Here is a 15,694-nt window from a genome sequence, read left to right on the forward strand (position 1 = left end):
AGACGCAACGACGCCCACGCCCCCGCGGGCTCGTAGGGTGATCGCGTGCGTGAGCTGTGGTCGGTCGTGGTGCCCGTGAAGGACGCCGCCGCGGGCAAGACGCGGCTGGGCGGGGTGCTGGACGACCGGGCGCGGACGGCGCTGGTGCGCGCGATGGCGCTGGACACGATCGCGGCGGCTGCGGCGTGCGCGGCGGTCGGTCAGGTGGTCGTCGTGACCGCGGACGAGGTCGTCGCGCGTGAGGCGATCCAGGCCCGGCGCCCGGTCTGGGCGCGTGCGGCCGGAGTGCGCGTCGTCCCGGAGCCGTCGCACGCCGGGGCGCGGTCGGGTCTGGACGCCGCAGCGGGCGTCGGTGTGGCTGCGGCCCGCGCGACCGCCCCCTCGGCGCACGTCGGCGTGCTGCTCGGCGACCTGCCCACGCTCCGGCCCGCGGATCTCGCCCTGGCGCTGGACGCTGCGGCGGCGCACGAGCGCGCGATGGTCGCCGACGCGCCAGGCACGGGCACCACGCTGCTCACGTTCGCGGGCGGTGCGGCGTTCGACTCCCGCTTCGGCGCCGGGTCGGCGGCGGCCCACGCCGCGCTCGGCCACGTGGTGCTCGACGTCCCCGCGGCCTCGACGTTGCGCCAGGACGTCGACCTGCCCACCGACCTCGAAGCGCTCCGCGAGCGGCACCCCGGCCCGCGCACCGCGCGCCTGCTCGACCGCCTCGCCGGCGACGTACCCCTCAGGGGAGCCGGTCGACCAGCCTGAGCGCCTCGGCGGCGATCGCCGAAGTGGCCGGCACGTCGGTCATCAGCGTGGGCGCCGCCGCGGCGGTCCAGCCCTCCGCGCGCAGACCGGGCACCGCACCCTCGTCGGCCGTGTCCACCAACCAGGCGTCCAGCACCCCCGCCTCCGCCCGCCGCCCGTAGTGCCGCGCGACCGCGGCGGCATCGGTGCGCACCCCGATCGCCGCCAGGCACGCGTCCGCCATACCGCGCACGGGTGCGCCGCCCACCACAGGGCTCACCCCGACCACCGGCGCGGCCGTGTCCCGCAGCGCGTCGCGCACGCCCGGCACCGCGAGGATCGTCCCCACCGACACCACGGGGTTGGACGGCGGCACGACGACCACGTCGGCCTGGCGCAGCGCGTCGAGCACCCCCGGCGCGGGCTCGGCGTGCTCCAGGCCCACCTGCACGAACGCACGCGCCGGGACACCCGCACGGTGCCGCACCCACCACTCCTCGAAGTGGATGAGCCGGCCGTCCTCGAGCTCGACGTGCGTCTCGACCTCCTGGTCCGACATCGGCAGCAGCCGCACGCCGGGCCGCCAACGCTGCGCGAGGCGCTGCGTCACTGCCGACAGCGGCAGCCCGTCGCGCAGCAGCTCGGTGCGCGCGAGGTGCGTCGCCAGGTCCAGGTCGCCGAGCGTGAACCACTCCCAGCCCAGACCGTATGCGGCGAGGTCCGCGCTGACGCGGCCGGACTCGTCGCGCCGCCCCCAGCCCTGCTCCTCGTGCACCGCGCCGCCGAGGGTGTACATGAGCGTGTCCAGGTCGGGGCAGACCCGCACGCCGTGCAGCCACATGTCGTCGCCCGTGTTGGCGATCACCGTGACCTGCGCCGACGTGCCACCCGCGCCGTCCGGAAGCCGCTCGGCCAGCAGCGCCAGCAGCCCCCGCGTGAACCTGGCGCCACCCACCCCACCCGAGAGCACCGTGACCTTCACTCGCAACCTCCGTGACCTCGTTCGTGCCGCTGCACCCGGCGGATCCGTGGCGACGCCGCACCGGCGCGACGCCACGCTACGGCGTCGGCGACCCGCGCCAGAGCTCTATCGCACGACGGCAGCGGTCGACGCCGAGACCTTCGAGACGGTCGTGTAGCCCGCCTTCTTGCCCGTGACCGAAACGGTGATCCTCTTGCCCACCTGCGCGGACTTCAGCGTCCACGTCGACTTCGTCGCACCGGAGATCGCCACTCCGTTCGCGTACCACTGGTACGAGAACGTCGTTCCGCTCGTCCATGCGCCGGTCTTCGCGGTCAGCTTCTTGCCGACCTTCGTCGTGCCCGAGATCGTCGGGGTGGCGACGGTCGCGACCTTCGCGGTCGCCTTCGACGTGACCGCCACCGTCGGGTAGCCGGACTTGCGGCCCGTCACCGTGACGGTGATCGTCTTCGCCTTGTGCGCCGACCCCACGACGAGTGTCGATTTCCTTGCTCCGCTGATGGGGATCCCGTTCCCGTACCACTGGTAGGTGAACGTCGTTCCGCTCGTCCAGGTACCTGGCTTCGCGGTGAGCGTCGAGCCGGTCGCCGCGGTTCCGCCGATCGACGGGGTCGCCGTGGTCGCCACGCGGGCCGTCGGGGACGACGTCTCCGACGTCGTCGTGTAGCCGACCTTCGATCCTGTGATCTCGACGGTGATCGCCTTGTCCCGCTGCGCAGAGGTCAGCGCGAAAGTGGATCCTGTCGCCCCACCGATCGCTGACCCATCCGCGTACCACTGGTACGTCAGCGTCGCTCCGCTGGTCCACGCCCCCGACTTCGCGGTCAGCTTGCGCCCGACGGCGGGTGTCCCACTGATGACCGGCGTCGCGGACGTCAGGGTGAGGGTCGTCGGACGAGCCGCGTAGCCGTTCCACACCGGTGTCGTGTAGCCGGAAGCCCCCGCCGGATACGTGATCGTGAGACCGGCGCCGTCGCCGAAGGAGCTGCGGTAGGGCACCGCATCGGCGCCGCCGTCCGACCATCCGGACTCTCCGGCCGCGATGATCGACGGAGCGTCGCCCAGCATGACGACGCTCACCAGGGGATTCGCATAGAACGCGCTTCCCCCGATCGTTCTGACGCTCGGCGGGATGATCACACTCGCCAGGTCGTTGCTCTCGAAGGCTCCGATGCCGATGGTGGTGACGCCGTCCGAGATCGTCACACTCTTCAACGCATTGGAGACGAAGGCGCCGTTGCCGACGGTGCTGACACCACCGGGGACCACGACACTCGTCAACCTGTTGTTCATGAATGCCAGAGGTTCGATGGTCGTGACGCTCTGCGGGATCCCGACGCCCGTCAAGAGGTTGCTCGAGAACGCTCCCCGGCCGATCGTCGTCACGCCCTCCGGGATCACCACGCTCGTCAGCGCATTGCTCGAGAACGCGGAGCTGCCGATGGTCCGCACGCTGCTCGGAAGCACCAGGCCGGTCAGCCGGTTCGCAGCGAATGCGCCGCTCTCGATCGTCGTCACGCCGGCAGGGATCGTCACGCTCGCCAACGCATTGCCGTAGAAAGCCGTGTCAGCGATCGTCGTCAGTCCGTCCGGGATCACCACGCTCGTCAGTGAGTTGCCGTAGAACGCGCTCGTCCCCAACGTCCTGACGCTGTCCGGGATCACGACGCCGGTCAGCGCGTTCATCGCGAACGCCGCGGCCCCGATCGTCACGACACCGTCGCGGATGGTGGCGCTCCTCAACGCGTTCGAACCGAACGCCCACGTGCCGATCGTCGTCACACTGCCCGGGACCACCACGCCCGTCAGGGCGTTGCCGTAGAACGCATGCGCACCGACCGTCACGACACCGTCTTCGATGACGGCACTCGTCAACGCATTGCCCTCGAACGCCCTCTCGCCGATCGTCGCCACGCTGCCAGGGATCACGATGGCCCCGAGCGCATTGCCCGAGAACGCCCGGTCGCCGATCCTGGTGACGCCGTCCGGGATCACGACGCCTGTCAGTGCGTTGCTCGAGAAGGCGCCGTCGCCGATCACCTTCACACCCGCCGAGATGACGACACTCGTCAAAGCATTGTTCGCGAACGCCCCGTAGTACTCATTGTCGCCGATCGACGTCACGCTGCCCGGGATCACCACGTTCGTCAAGTCGTTTCCGTAGAACGCTGCACCGCCGATCGTCGTGACGCCGCCGGAGATCACTGCACTCGTCAACGCATTGTCGGCGAACGCCCACTCCCCGATGGCCGTGACGCTGCCCGGGATCACCACGCCCGCAAGCACGTTGTCGTGGAACGCGCCATTTCCGATCGTGGTCACTCCGTCGGGGATCACCACGCTCGTCAACGCGTTGTCGGAGAACGCGCTGTCGCCGATCGTGGTCACTCCGGTCGGGATCACCACGCTCGTCAGTGCCCTGCCGGCAAGCGCGCGCTCCCCGATGCCGGTCACCGGGTAGCCGCCCACGGTCTTGGGGATCTGCAGGTTCTTGGACGTCACGGACGTTCCCGTGATGGTGGCTCGGCCCTGGTCATCCACGGTGTACTGCCACCCCATGCGAGGAATACGCTGGGCAGCGATGACACCGAGGTTGCTGACGTCGGACGCCCGGAACCCCTCGGGCCTTAACCCCTGATGGCGGACACGCGGGTGGTTTCACGCGGCGAGTGTGAGCGTAGCGGCCCGGTGGGCGTTCTCGTAGGCGATGGGGCTGATGTAGCCGCAGGTGGAGTGGCGGCGGCGGGTGTTGTAGCGGGTGATCCAGGTGAAGACCTCGCGGCGGGCGGTGGCCGGGTCGGGCCAGCCGGGCGCGCCGGCGAGGGTCTCGCGTTTGAGGGTCGCGTTGAACGACTCGGCCATCGCGTTGTCCGCGGAGGTCCCCACGGCACCCATCGAGCGGCGCACGCCGAGCCGGGCGCACAGCGCCGCCCAGTCCTTGGCGACGTACTGCCCGCCGTGGTCGGTGTGCATGATCGCCCCGGCCAGGGTGCCGCGGGTAGCGGCCGCGGCGAGCAGCGCGTCGGTGACCAGGTCGGTGCGCATGTGGTCGGCGATCGACCAGCCGACCAGGCGCCGCGAGAAGCAGTCGATCACGGTCGCCAGGTAGAGGAACCTGCCGTCCCCGCAGGGCAGGTAGGTGATGTCCCCGACGTACTTGACGTTCGGCGCGTCCGCCGTGAAGTCGCGCTCGAGCAGGTCAGGCACGACCTGCCCGTCCGGGTCGGGCACCGTGGTGCGCACCCGCCTGCGCAGCCGGATCCCGACGATCTGCCGCTCGCGCATCACGCGGGCGACGCGCTTGTGGTTCACCCGCGCGGCGGGCTCGGCGCCGGCGTTGAGCTCGGCGGTGATCCGCGGTGCACCGCACGCCCGGTCACCCTCGTGCACGACACGGATCCGGTCGGCCAGCACCTCGTCGTCCGCAGCCCGTGCGGCCCGAGCGGGCGCGGCGGCCAGCCACTTGTAGAACGAGGACCGGGCGATCCCCAGGACCTGGCACAGCCGCTTCACCTCGAAGGTGGCCTGGTGGTCGGCGACGAACTGGAAGCGGCTCACCAGTTCGTCTCCCCGGCGAAATACTTCGCCGCCGCGCGCAGGATCTCCCGCTCGGTGGACAGCTTGCGCGTCTCGCCCTCCAGCTCGAGGACCCGCGCGCGCAACCGGGCCAGCTCCTGCTCGGGAGTCTCGCTCGCCGGTGGCGTGCACGTCGAGGACCGAGACTGACCGCGGATCGGCACACCAGCCGTCTTGATCCAGCCCGACAACGTCGCGTCCATGACGCCCAGATCCGCGGCGATCCCCGCGACCGTGGCAGTCGGCGTCGAGCGGTACAGCTCGACAGCATCACGGCGAAACTCCGCCGAGTACGTCTTCCTGGCCATGACCAGATCTTCTCGCTTCCTCCGAGCCAGACTCGGAATCAGCGTGTCCACCTCACGGGGTCAAGCCCCCTCGGCCGCCTGGTCCGTGCCGTAGTCGGTGTGCGTGCCGACCGCGGCCCAGTACCAGTCCCCGCCGAAGCCGAGCTGTGTGTCGCACACCAGGTCGGTGGCGGCGCACATCTCGATCGTCTTCGCCGCGACGCTCGGGTCCAGCGCCATGTGAGGGTTGGATTCCGCGGCCGCGGCGTCCCACAAGTCGTAGGCCCTCGCGGCGGGGCGGGTCGCGAAGTACGCGGTCGTCCCGGCCAGGAGCGGGCCCAGCACGGCGGAGAGGACGGCGACCACCCCACTGATCGGCTCCAGCCAGATACCGAGACTGTCGCCGGCGTTTCCGAAGGATGTGCCGCTCACGGGGTTGCCGTGAATCGTGTCCCGTGCGGGATCGGCGATGAGGACCACCGCCGCAAGCTTGGCGCCGAGCGTCGTCTCCGCGAGCACACGGTGGATCACCAGCGCGCCCTGCGAGTACCCCGCCAGCACGATCCGCTCATCAGGGCAGTCGCGGTTCGACTGGACGTACGCGTCGAGGAGAGCAAAGGTGCCCTGCTGGATGCTGTCGGCGTACTGACGAGTCGGCGATGGGGGGATGCCGATGCCGTAGCTCGCCAGGTCTCCGACCAGAGAACCGTCGAATCCGTCCGAGGGCGCGATCGGCAGGGACGGGTAATCGAGGGTGATCGACCTGTAGGTCAGTGACGAATCGAGCCCGGCGACGAACCCGGCCAGCACGAGGGACACCTTCTGTCCATAGCCGTCGTGATCGGTGGGGCCTTCACCCGATCCACGTACGCCGACGAACAGAACGTCAGCACACCGCGACGCGTCGACCTGGGCGGCTCCCGTCGTCAGCGCCGACGCCGGGGTCGGAGCCGGAGCCGCGATCAGGATGCTGGTCACGACTGCGACGGCCGTGAGCCCTGCTATCGCACGAAGCCCTCGGGTCAGGGCGAACATGCCGCGCATCAGCCATTCATCGCACATGCGACAATTCCCCCTCCGGGGCTCCGCCTCATCGGGGATTCCCGACAAGCCCAACCCGTGATCCCGTATCGAGTATGGCCGCGTCCGCGAGCCTGCGATGTCACGTCCCAGGGCGTGGTCTCTGACGGCTCCCGCGCACACTCCGGTCGGTCGCCCCTACCGAACTCGCGCGGTCGGGTTGCTCCGCATCAGGACAGTGAACGCAGGCCGCGGGTCTTGACGCCGGCGACCTCGTCCGGAGTGATGTCGACGAATTCGAGGAACTCGGCCTCGGTCATCACCCGGATCGCTTGACCCTCCCCCGCCAGTCGGAATGCCTTTGCCAACTTGGCGCTCATCGTCGCGCCAGGTCGAAATGTCCGCGGATCGAGCTCGCCGGCGACGAGCACGCTCGTCGACTTCGTGACCGACGCGTCGGCCCGACCGCCCAGAGCCGCAACCACGGCCTGTGCCGTACTGCGCTGCATGGTGCGCAGCGTTCCCGTGAAACAGACGGCCTCCCCATCAAGCGCACCGCCCGCGGCCACGCCCACCCAGTCCTCGACCGACGCCACCGCCGCACCGACCCTCGCGCCGTGGCGCCAGCCTGTCGAACCGCCGAGGTCGGCAAGGTCGTCGATGTCGTCGACACCTGCCCGCGCCGCGAGCGCGACCGCTACCTCGGCAGCGACACCGGCATCCGCGCCGGCCTCGTGATGGTCGAACGCCGGCAGCCCCAGCTCGTGCGCGACGAACGGCAGCGAGTAGGAGCCCAGTGCCAGCAGCGCGCGAGCAAGCCGCAACGTGCACACGAACGTCAAGCCCGAGACGGCGCATCCGCACTCCTGGGACGCGCGAGAGAACACCGACCCGTCGAACGACGCGTTGTGGGCGACCAGCACGTCGGCGCCGATGAATGCGACCACCTCGGGCAGCAGGTCGTCCCACGTCGGGGCAGCGACGACGTCTTCCGGGCCGATCCCATGGATCCAGGTGTTGGTGAAGGCGTACGCGCCCTGCGGGGGACACACCAGCCGCCGGTACGTCTCAACCACACGGCCGTCGCGGACTCGCGCCATCCCGACGGCGCACACTGAGGACCGCGTGCTGTTCGCGGTCTCGAAGTCGATCGACGTGAAGTTCAGCGCCATGTGCGGAGCGTGACAGCGTCACTCACGCCGCGACATGGGCCGAAGGTCGCGAAAGCCCGCCAGCAAGTAGCTCGAAGTGTCAACGAAGCCTGCAGCAGACCCACCTGGAGCAGTTGCAGGCCCGGATGGTGGCACGCTACGAGCAGCCAGACCCTGGAGAGCAGACCGATGCCAGACCGCTTCACCTCCGTGCACGTCCGCACCGACCGGACCGTCGCTATCTCCGATCGCGGCTGGTTGTCGCGCAGTGAGGCCATCGCCGCCTACCGGCGCCATTTCCAGGCACAGCTCGACCACGCGACCCGCGCCCTGGCAGCGACTGACGACGACCTGGTCGTGGAGACACACGCCGGCGCCTGGGACGGTCCTCGACGGCCGCGAAGTTACCGAGTGAGCACCGCCCACGCCGGCGCAACCATCTCATCCGACGGCCGCTACCGCTACACACTGACCCGCAGCGACGGCAACGGTGGTGACCTCGCCACCTTCGTGATGCTCAACCCGTCGACCGCCGACGACGCGACGGACGACCCCACGATTCGCCGGTGCGTCGAGTTCGCCCGCAGGTGGGGCCTGGACGGCATCGTGGTCGTCAACCTGTACGCCTGGCGTGCGACCAATCCACGCGAACTTGCTGCGAGGGCACGGGGCGGCTGCGACATCGTCGGGCCCGAGAACGACGCACACATTGTCGCCGCGATCCGCGAAGCGGCAGGGCCTGTTATTGCGGCGTGGGGCGCACAGTCCAGGATCGACTCCCGTGTCGAGGACGTCCTGGCCCTCCCCGGGATGCAGACCGTGCATCACCTGGGCCTGACGAAGTCCGGTGCGCCGCGCCACCCGCTGTACGTGCGTGGCGACACGCCGCTGACGCCATGGCTCGCGCCGTTGCCCACGGGAGCGGTCCGGTGACACATCACCCGCAAAGCCTCACGACGGCAACGAACGTCCGAGGACTTCGACGGACACGAGGCGTGTGGACGTCGGAAGGGCCTCTCGCGCGCCGTCGTCTGGACCCGTCCGCGGGCGTCCACGAGCTCCAGCCGTACCCCAGTTATCGACCTGGATGGGGTACAGAACTGGGGTACGGACCACAAAGGGCCGCCCCGAATTCTCGGTGGCGACCCTGTGACCTGCAGTAATACTGGTGGGCGATACTGGGATCGAACCAGTGACCTCTTCCGTGTCAGGGAAGCGCGCTCCCGCTGCGCCAATCGCCCTTCGTCGTGCATCCTGCGTCGTGCGTCGTGCTGTGCGAGGTGGAGATGGGATTCGAACCCACGTATACGGCTTTGCAGGCCGCTGCCTCGCCTCTCGGCCACTCCACCCTGAGACCGCAGTCCCGCGCGGCCGGGGCCGAGAAGGATGTCTCCGAGCGGACGACGGGATTCGAACCCGCGACCCTCACCTTGGCAAGGTGATGCTCTACCACTGAGCCACGTCCGCGCGTCACGTCCCACCGGTTCTCACCGGCGTGCCGTGTGCGTCCCAGACTCTAACCGAGTCCCGCGCCGAGAGTCCAACCGGTCCGCCGCCCGGGCGATTCGCCCCGCCAACCGCTGCAGCCGCGGCGTGGCCGGGCCGATGGGACAGGTGTGCTGCTCACCTGGGTGCTCGTCGGCTTCCTCGCGCTCGCCGCGTTCATCAGCGGTCGCTGGTACCTGCGCCAGTACGACGGGCTCGGTCGTCGCCGGCCGTTCCCACGGATCAGCGTGGTGCTGTGCCTGCTCGTGGCGCTCGGGTGCGCGATCCCGGTCGTCGTGCACGTGCGACTCGAGCACCAGCTGCAGGCCGCCGCCGAGCAGGTCGCGGGCGTTCCGGTCGAGGTGCGCTGCCAGACGATCGGGCAGACGTTCGTCGACGCGACGGCGGACCTGGGCTACGTGAAGTGGGGGCCTGACGGCGAGCCGGAGCGCAAGACGCTGATCTCCTGGGAGCCGTGCCAGGACCTGCGCGCGTGGCTCGGGTCGGACAAGTCGGCGCCGAGCCTCGACCAGGTCGTCGCGGTCCACGTGCTGACGCACGAGGCGATGCACATGTCGGGGATCAAGAACGAGTCGCACGCCGAGTGTGCCGCGGTCCAACGCGACGAGGCGACGGCGCAGGCTCTCGGCGCGGACCCTGACCAGGCACGCGCGCTCGCCAAGCGGTACTGGACCGAGGTCTACCCGCGCATGCCCGACGGGTACCGGGGCGGGTGCGGGCCGGAGGGTCGCTACGACGAGGAGCTGTCGACGGCGCCCTGGTGACCGGGGCGCCCCGGGGACCGACGACCGAGCCGGCCGCTCGCGAGGCCGTCGGCGACGAGCACGAGAACGACGCCACCGGCGAGCTCCCACACGAACCGCTCGGCGGTGCCGTCCCGGTGCAGCAGCGCCGCGCCGACCGCCAGCGTGATCGGCAGACCGACGCATGCGGCGCGCACGAGGCTCGCACGGCGCACGGCGGACCGGGCCGGCGGGCGCGTCAGCGCGACGCCCAGGTGCACCGCGACGCCTGCGGCCCCGTAGACGGCGAGGGCGACGACGACGAGCGTGCGGTCGTGCGCCGAGACGACGCTCTGCGGTGCGGCGGTGAACGTCGCGACGACGGCGGCGAGCGTCGCGACGGCGCCGGTCGTGACCAGGTGCGCGACCCACGCCAGCCGGGGTGCGAGCAGCCCGGGCGCGAGCAGCGCGACGCCGGCGCTCCCCCGCTGCACCGATGCCGCCCACAGCCCGACGACGAGCACGAAGACCCCGGCCGCCGTGACCGCCAACGGCCGGCCCCAGACGGCGTCGGCCGCGCCGTCGATCGCCTGGATCAGCGACTCGCCGAGCACGATGAGCATGAACAGGCTCATCCGCTCGGCCAGGTGCGGCAGGTCCGCCTCGGCGACGTCGAGCGTCGCCGGGATGTCCCGGTCCGCGATCCTGCCCCGTCCACGGCGGCTCCGCCGGCCGTCGCGACCGGCCCGTACGCGCTCGAGGCGGCGCTGCATGTCCGCGACCATCCGGCCGCGGCTCGAGGACAGCACCAGCATCAGGTCGAGTCCCAGCCCGACGGCCCACAGCACGTGCTGCGCGGTCCCGACGAACCACCACGAGACGACCCACGGCACGATGCCGATACCCGCCTGCACGACGGGCAGGTCGACGACGACCGTGCCACGGTTCCACGGCCGGGACGCGACGAACCGGCCGACCACGTACGCGACGGCGAACGCACCCCCGTGCTCGTCGATCGCAAACACCGACGCCGTCATGACGGCGAGCGCGGCCATCCCGACGAGCATCGTCGCCACCTGCGTGCGCGCGGCACGCAGGTTGCCGTACGTCGTGAAGCACGCCCAGACGAGCCAGAACGCGGTGAACGCGACCGCGTACAGCCCGACACCGCCGGCGGTGGAGTCCTCGTGCAGCAGGTGCGCCAGCGCGCCGATGCCCGCGACGACGACGAGGTCGAAGAACAGCTCGAGCCACGACGCGTGCCGCTCCTCGGCTGCGTCGTCCTCACGGGAGTCCTCGCGGGTGTCGTCGGTCACACCCGCATCCTGCACGATCCGCGGCGCACCGGAACGCCTCGTACCCTGGTGGACGCCCGCGAGGCCGACCCGGCCGCTCCGCGTCACCGCGACCGCGCGGCGGGCCCCGACGAGACGACAGGCACGGCCACGACCTCGATCACCGCAACCCGCACACCCCCGAGCGCCCCGCCGCGCGCCGCGGGTGCGACGCGTCGCGACATCCAGGTGCTGCGGGCGGTCGCTGTCGCGGCCGTCGTCGTCTTCCACCTCTGGCCCGCGGCGCTGCCGGGCGGGTACGTGGGCGTGGACGTCTTCTTCGTCGTGTCCGGGTTCCTCATCACCTCGCACCTGCTGCGCACGCCGCCGACGAGCCTGCGCGCGCTGGCCGCGTTCTGGGCTCGCCGGGTGCGGCGCCTGCTGCCGGCGGCCTCGACCGTGCTGGTGGTGACGACCCTCGCGGCGATCGCGCTGCTGCCCGCGGGGATGCTCGCGCGAACGGGCCGCGAGGTCCTGGCCTCCACGCTGCTCGTCGAGAACTGGTCGCTCGCCAACCAGGCCACCGACTACCTCGCCGCGGACGCCTCCCCCACGCCCGTGCAGCACTTCTGGTCGCTCGGGGTCGAGGAGCAGTTCTACCTGGCGTGGCCGCTCCTGCTCGCCGCGACCCTGCTCGCGGTCCGCCTGGTGGGTCCCGCGCGCCGGCATCCGCGCCGCGCCGTCGGGCTCGTCGTGGGCGTGAGCCTGCTCGCCTCGCTCGCCTGGAGCGTGCACCTGACCTTCGCCGACCCGGCGCGCGCCTACTTCGTGACCCCGACGAGGGTGTGGGAGCTGGCGCTCGGCGCGGTGCTCGCCGCGGTCGGTGCGCGCACGGTCGGCTGGGCGCGGGGCCGGTCCGTGGTCGGCTGGCTCGGGCTCGCCGCGATCGCGGCGGCGGCCGTGACGTTCGACTCCGGCACCCCGTTCCCCGGCGCGGCGGCCCTGCTGCCCACGCTCGGCGCCGCCGCGGTGGTGTGGAGCGCGACCGACGACACGCCCGGCGGCCCGGGACGGCTCCTGGCTCGACGGCCCGTCGTGTGGGTCGGGGACGTCTCGTACGGCATCTACCTCTGGCACTGGCCGCTGCTCGTGCTCGCGCCCTTCGCGCTCGGCGCGGTGCTCGGCACGCCCGCACGGCTCGCGCTCGTCGCCTCGACGCTGCTGCTCGCGGCGGCGACCACACGCTGGATCGAGGACCCGCTGCGAGACTCGGTGCAGCTGCGCCGCTCGTCGCCGCGCACGTTCGCGCTGGGCGGCGCCACGGCAGTCGTGTGCGTCGCGCTGGCGTTCACCGCCACCGGGATCGGGACGGCCCGCGCGTCCGACGAACGTCGCGACCTGGCCGTGGCCGTCGCGGGCGACCTGCCGTGCTTCGGCGCCGCGGCCACGCGCGACCCGTCCTGCGGCGACCCCGCCGGCGAGGCCGTGATCGGTGGCGCCAGCGCCGCCGCCGAGGACCGGCCCGCCGTGTACGCCGACGGCTGCTGGAACAACGCGCCCTTCACCGGACGGCGCACGTGCACGTACGGCGCCGCCACCGACCCCGCTCGCCAGGTGGTGCTGCTCGGCAACTCGCACGCAGGCCAGTGGCAGCCCGCGCTCGTCGGCCAGGTCGACGACGAGGACTGGTCCCTGACCACCTACCTCACGTCCGAGTGCTACCCCGTCGACCTGCCGATCGACGTCACCGTGCCCGCCAACAGCGCGCGCTGCGCCGACTGGACGCGGTGGGCGGTGGACGCCGCGATCGCGCAGGACCCCGACCTCGTCGTGCTCGCGGCGCGCACCTTCCGTCCGCTCCTGGACGTGCCCGCCGACGAGCAGCGGCGCACCGCGCAGGCCGCCTACGCCCGCACGATCGCGCGGTTCACCGACGCCGGCATTCCCGTGCTGGTCATGCGCGACACCCCCGCGGCGGCCGAGCCCGTGCCGGACTGCATCGCGCGCGAGCGCGGCGGCTGGCGGTCGTGCGGTCAGCCGCAGGACACCGCGGTCGAGCCCGACCCGCTCGCCGACGCGGCCACGGCCGACACCTCCGGGCTGGTCTCCGTGCTCGACGTCACCGACGTGCTGTGCTGGGACGGGGTGTGCCACGACGTGGTCGGCGGGGCGATCACCTACTTCGACCACGGGCACATGACGTCGACCTTCGCGCAGACGCTACGCCCTGAGGTCGAGGCCGCCGTGAGCGCGCGCATCCGGAACTGAATGCGGGCGTCCGCGCCCTGAAGATCGCGCCTGTCAGATCTCGCCGTCGAGCGCGTGCCGGACCACCACGCGTGTCCACGCACCGACGTAGATGCGGTCGCCGTCCTGCACCTCGTGCCGCTGGCCCGCCGGGATCGCGACGCTCGGCAGCGCGTCACCGGCGTGGCTGACGTAGGTGCCGTTCGAGGACTGCAGGTCCTCGACCCACCAGCGCTGACCATCCGTGTTGAGCTGGCAGTGTCGTCGCGAGACGCCGGTGTCCGCTCCGCAGTCGATCTGCGGGTGGATGTTGCGCGACACCGACGGCCGCCCGACGAGCAGGCTGCGGGCCCGCAGCGGCACGAGCACCGGCAGGCCCACCGACGGCAGCGGGTCCTCGGGCTTCTGGGCGTCGTACCACTCCGGGTCGACCCAGATCTCTGCGACCCACTCCTGCGCGCCGGGCACGCCGGGCGTCGGGAGGTTCGCGGGCTCACCGACCGGGTCGGGCTCGATCGTCGGGATCGGCTCGATCGTCGGGATCGGGTCCGACGAGGGTGCGGCGGTGGCCGGGGGCGTCGGAGCCGACGAAGATGCGGGGGCCGGTGGTGCGACGACGGGCAGCGACCCGGTGAGGACACCCGCCGGCGGCGTGAGCGGCTCGGGCAGCGCACCCGTCGTGAAGTCGTAGCCGCAGTTCTCGCAGAACAGCGCGCCGGCGGCCGCGGGCGACTGGCAGTTCGGGCACTCGGACGGCCCCGACGCGGCCGGCGCGGGCGCCGTCGGGGCCGCGGCCGCAGCCGCGACGATCGGCGCGCCGCACACGTCGCAGTAGTCCGTGGACGCGGACGTGTGCCCGGCGGGGCAGACGACCGAGCTCATCGCTTGACCCGGGTCGTCTTGGTCGAGGCGGTGTCGAGCGCCATCTCGTCGAGCCGGGCGACGTCGCGCTTGAGCCGCACCGTCCCTTCCGTGGCGTCGTCGATCTCGACGACGCGGCGCAGGCGCGACGTCGCCTCGTCGTTGCCGGTCTCCTGCGCGAGCTGGACCGCACGGCCCAGCTTGACGGTCGCGGTGGCCTCGTCGCCCGCGGCGCGCGCGGCCAGACCCTCCTGGATCGCCGAGGCGAGCTCGGCCTGACCCGTGTAGTGCGCCACCTCAGGGCTGATCCGCGCCGTCAGCGAGGCGTCGTCGGACCAGCGGGCCTTGACCAGACCCGACGCGAGCACCTGGCCGTCGACCGCGATCTGGACGCGCGCGGCGAGCTGCTCGGTGCCGACAGGCTTGGACGCAACGCGCACGGCCACGTGGTAGTCGCGCTGCTCGTCGCCCCACGATCCCGTCGGGTACGCACCCGTGAGCGCGTTCACCTCGGTGCGGCGCGCGGTGAGATCCTCGACCGTCGGCGAGACCTGCCGGACGAACAGCGTCTGCCCGCCCTGCGGCACCCACACCCGCAGCTCGGCGTCCGCGACGCCGCGCGCCATCGAACGCTGCACGAGCGCGCGGAAGTCCGCCGCGATCTCGTTGGGATCGGCGATCAGCTCGAGCCCGCCGAGCAGCGCGGTCGAGATCTCGCGCAGCTCCTCGACCTCCCACCGCGAGCCGACGCCGCGTGCATCGCACTGGAAGTGACCGGTGACGCGCCGGACCGCATCGCTGAGGGCATGCCGCGGCTCGGACTCGTTCTTGCCGTCCGTGAGCAGGATCGCGTGCCGCTGGCGCGCCTGCGGCACCGTCGCGAACAGCCGGTCGGCCAGGAGCAGCCACGTGCTCATCGCCGTGCCGCCCGTGGCCGCGATGCGACCGATCGCGCGCTTGGCCTCCGCGCGTGCGCCCTGCTCCATCTGCACCATGTCGAGCGCCGCGTTCGGGTACGGGAACACGCGCGCCGCGACGTGGCTGCCGCTCACGATCGCGAACCACGTGCCGTCGGCGATCTGGTCCACCGCGACCTGCGCCGCGTACTTGGCCGCGTCCAGGTTCGGTCCCGCCATCGAGCCCGACGAGTCGATCATGACGATCTCGGCGACCCCCGCACCCGAGGCGCCCGCCGCGCCGGCGCCCGACGACGTCACGGTGACGATCGCGTGCACGTCGGTGGCCCCGTCGGCCATGAACTCGTTCTGGAACACTTCGGCGGTGAAGACGGCCACGTCGGTCCTTCGTCGGTCGAGATCGGCTCGGTCGCTGGTCG

General features: G+C 71.8%; 12 protein-coding genes and 3 tRNA genes. 4 read left to right on the forward strand and 11 right to left on the reverse strand.

The genetic code is table 11. The features are described from left to right. The first annotated feature begins 45 nt into the window (after positions 1–45). On the forward strand, positions 46–753 hold the full coding sequence (cofC, locus tag CCO02nite_RS01755) for a 2-phospho-L-lactate guanylyltransferase (RefSeq protein ID WP_146841292.1): 708 nt from the start codon (positions 46–48) through the stop codon (positions 751–753). On the opposite strand, the gene cofD is transcribed toward cofC, so the two are convergent. The 5 genes from cofD to CCO02nite_RS01780 all read right to left on the reverse strand — a co-directional run bounded on the left by cofD (position 728) and on the right by CCO02nite_RS01780 (position 7,769). Continuing rightward, the gene (gene cofD, locus CCO02nite_RS01760; protein WP_146841293.1) at positions 728–1,714 is read right to left on the reverse strand and encodes a 2-phospho-L-lactate transferase; all 987 of its coding nucleotides are present in this window, start codon (positions 1,712–1,714) and stop codon (positions 728–730) included. The two genes, cofC and cofD, sit on opposite strands and share 26 nt — an antisense overlap. Positions 1,715–1,819: 105 nt before the next feature. After that, positions 1,820–4,216 carry a leucine-rich repeat domain-containing protein gene (locus CCO02nite_RS01765; protein WP_186812541.1) on the reverse strand — a complete coding sequence of 799 codons (2,397 nt, stop codon included), beginning with the start codon at positions 4,214–4,216 and terminating at the stop codon, positions 1,820–1,822. Between the two features lie 156 nt (positions 4,217–4,372). After that, a protein-coding gene (locus CCO02nite_RS01770) for an IS3 family transposase (protein ID WP_146841295.1) occupies positions 4,373–5,598 on the reverse strand; the annotation gives its coding sequence in 2 pieces (ribosomal slippage) (positions 4,373–5,289 and positions 5,289–5,598; 1,227 coding nt in all). A gap of 60 nt (positions 5,599–5,658) precedes the next feature. Further along, the gene (locus CCO02nite_RS01775) at positions 5,659–6,555 is read right to left on the reverse strand and encodes a cutinase family protein (protein WP_186812542.1); all 897 of its coding nucleotides are present in this window, start codon (positions 6,553–6,555) and stop codon (positions 5,659–5,661) included. A 272-nt stretch (positions 6,556–6,827) separates the two neighbouring features. After that, positions 6,828–7,769 (reverse strand): exonuclease domain-containing protein, encoded by a 942-nt coding sequence (locus CCO02nite_RS01780; RefSeq protein ID WP_146841297.1) that lies wholly within the window; start codon positions 7,767–7,769, stop codon positions 6,828–6,830. A 168-nt stretch (positions 7,770–7,937) separates the two neighbouring features. Between CCO02nite_RS01780 and CCO02nite_RS01785 the strand changes: the two genes are divergently transcribed. Continuing rightward, complete coding sequence (locus CCO02nite_RS01785) at positions 7,938–8,681, forward strand: DUF1643 domain-containing protein (protein ID WP_146841298.1); 744 nt, start codon at positions 7,938–7,940, stop codon at positions 8,679–8,681. Between the two features lie 233 nt (positions 8,682–8,914). Here CCO02nite_RS01785 and CCO02nite_RS01790 read toward each other — a convergent pair. The 3 genes from CCO02nite_RS01790 to CCO02nite_RS01800 form a co-directional block, all read right to left on the reverse strand. Next, positions 8,915–8,989, reverse strand: a tRNA-Val gene (locus tag CCO02nite_RS01790). A 37-nt stretch (positions 8,990–9,026) separates the two neighbouring features. Next, positions 9,027–9,097: transfer RNA gene (locus CCO02nite_RS01795), tRNA-Cys, on the reverse strand. A gap of 46 nt (positions 9,098–9,143) precedes the next feature. Then, a tRNA-Gly gene (locus tag CCO02nite_RS01800) sits at positions 9,144–9,215 on the reverse strand. 149 nt (positions 9,216–9,364) lie between these two features. On the opposite strand from CCO02nite_RS01800, the gene CCO02nite_RS01805 reads away from it, so the two are divergent. Further along, the gene (locus CCO02nite_RS01805; RefSeq protein ID WP_146841299.1) at positions 9,365–10,018 is read left to right on the forward strand and encodes a hypothetical protein; all 654 of its coding nucleotides are present in this window, start codon (positions 9,365–9,367) and stop codon (positions 10,016–10,018) included. On the opposite strand, the gene CCO02nite_RS01810 is transcribed toward CCO02nite_RS01805, so the two are convergent. Beyond that, the gene (locus CCO02nite_RS01810) at positions 9,985–11,292 is read right to left on the reverse strand and encodes a low temperature requirement protein A (RefSeq protein ID WP_186812543.1); all 1,308 of its coding nucleotides are present in this window, start codon (positions 11,290–11,292) and stop codon (positions 9,985–9,987) included. The two genes, CCO02nite_RS01805 and CCO02nite_RS01810, sit on opposite strands and share 34 nt — an antisense overlap. Before the next feature lie 48 nt (positions 11,293–11,340). Here CCO02nite_RS01810 and CCO02nite_RS01815 point away from each other — a divergent pair, with 48 nt between their 5' ends. Beyond that, the gene (locus tag CCO02nite_RS01815) at positions 11,341–13,518 is read left to right on the forward strand and encodes an acyltransferase family protein (protein ID WP_246117263.1); all 2,178 of its coding nucleotides are present in this window, start codon (positions 11,341–11,343) and stop codon (positions 13,516–13,518) included. Positions 13,519–13,551: 33 nt separating this feature from the next. Here CCO02nite_RS01815 and CCO02nite_RS01820 read toward each other — a convergent pair whose 3' ends face one another. Continuing rightward, positions 13,552–14,379 carry an FHA domain-containing protein gene (locus tag CCO02nite_RS01820; protein WP_146841301.1) on the reverse strand — a complete coding sequence of 276 codons (828 nt, stop codon included), beginning with the start codon at positions 14,377–14,379 and terminating at the stop codon, positions 13,552–13,554. Continuing rightward, positions 14,376–15,653 (reverse strand): VWA domain-containing protein, encoded by a 1,278-nt coding sequence (locus tag CCO02nite_RS01825; protein ID WP_146841302.1) that lies wholly within the window; start codon positions 15,651–15,653, stop codon positions 14,376–14,378. The genes CCO02nite_RS01820 and CCO02nite_RS01825 overlap by 4 nt, the downstream gene beginning before the upstream one ends. Positions 15,654–15,694 lie beyond the last annotated feature (41 nt).

It is taken from the genome of Cellulomonas composti (assembly GCF_007990245.1).
GTDB lineage: Bacteria > Actinomycetota > Actinomycetes > Actinomycetales > Cellulomonadaceae > Cellulomonas > Cellulomonas composti.

Coding starts and splice junctions, on each gene's coding strand:
- CCO02nite_RS01780 (WP_146841297.1), bottom strand. CDS start 7,769: ATGGCGCTGAACTTCACGTCGATCGACTTCGAGACCGCGAACAGCACG.
- CCO02nite_RS01785 (WP_146841298.1), top strand. CDS start 7,938: ATGCCAGACCGCTTCACCTCCGTGCACGTCCGCACCGACCGGACCGTC.
- CCO02nite_RS01820 (WP_146841301.1), bottom strand. CDS start 14,379: ATGAGCTCGGTCGTCTGCCCCGCCGGGCACACGTCCGCGTCCACGGAC.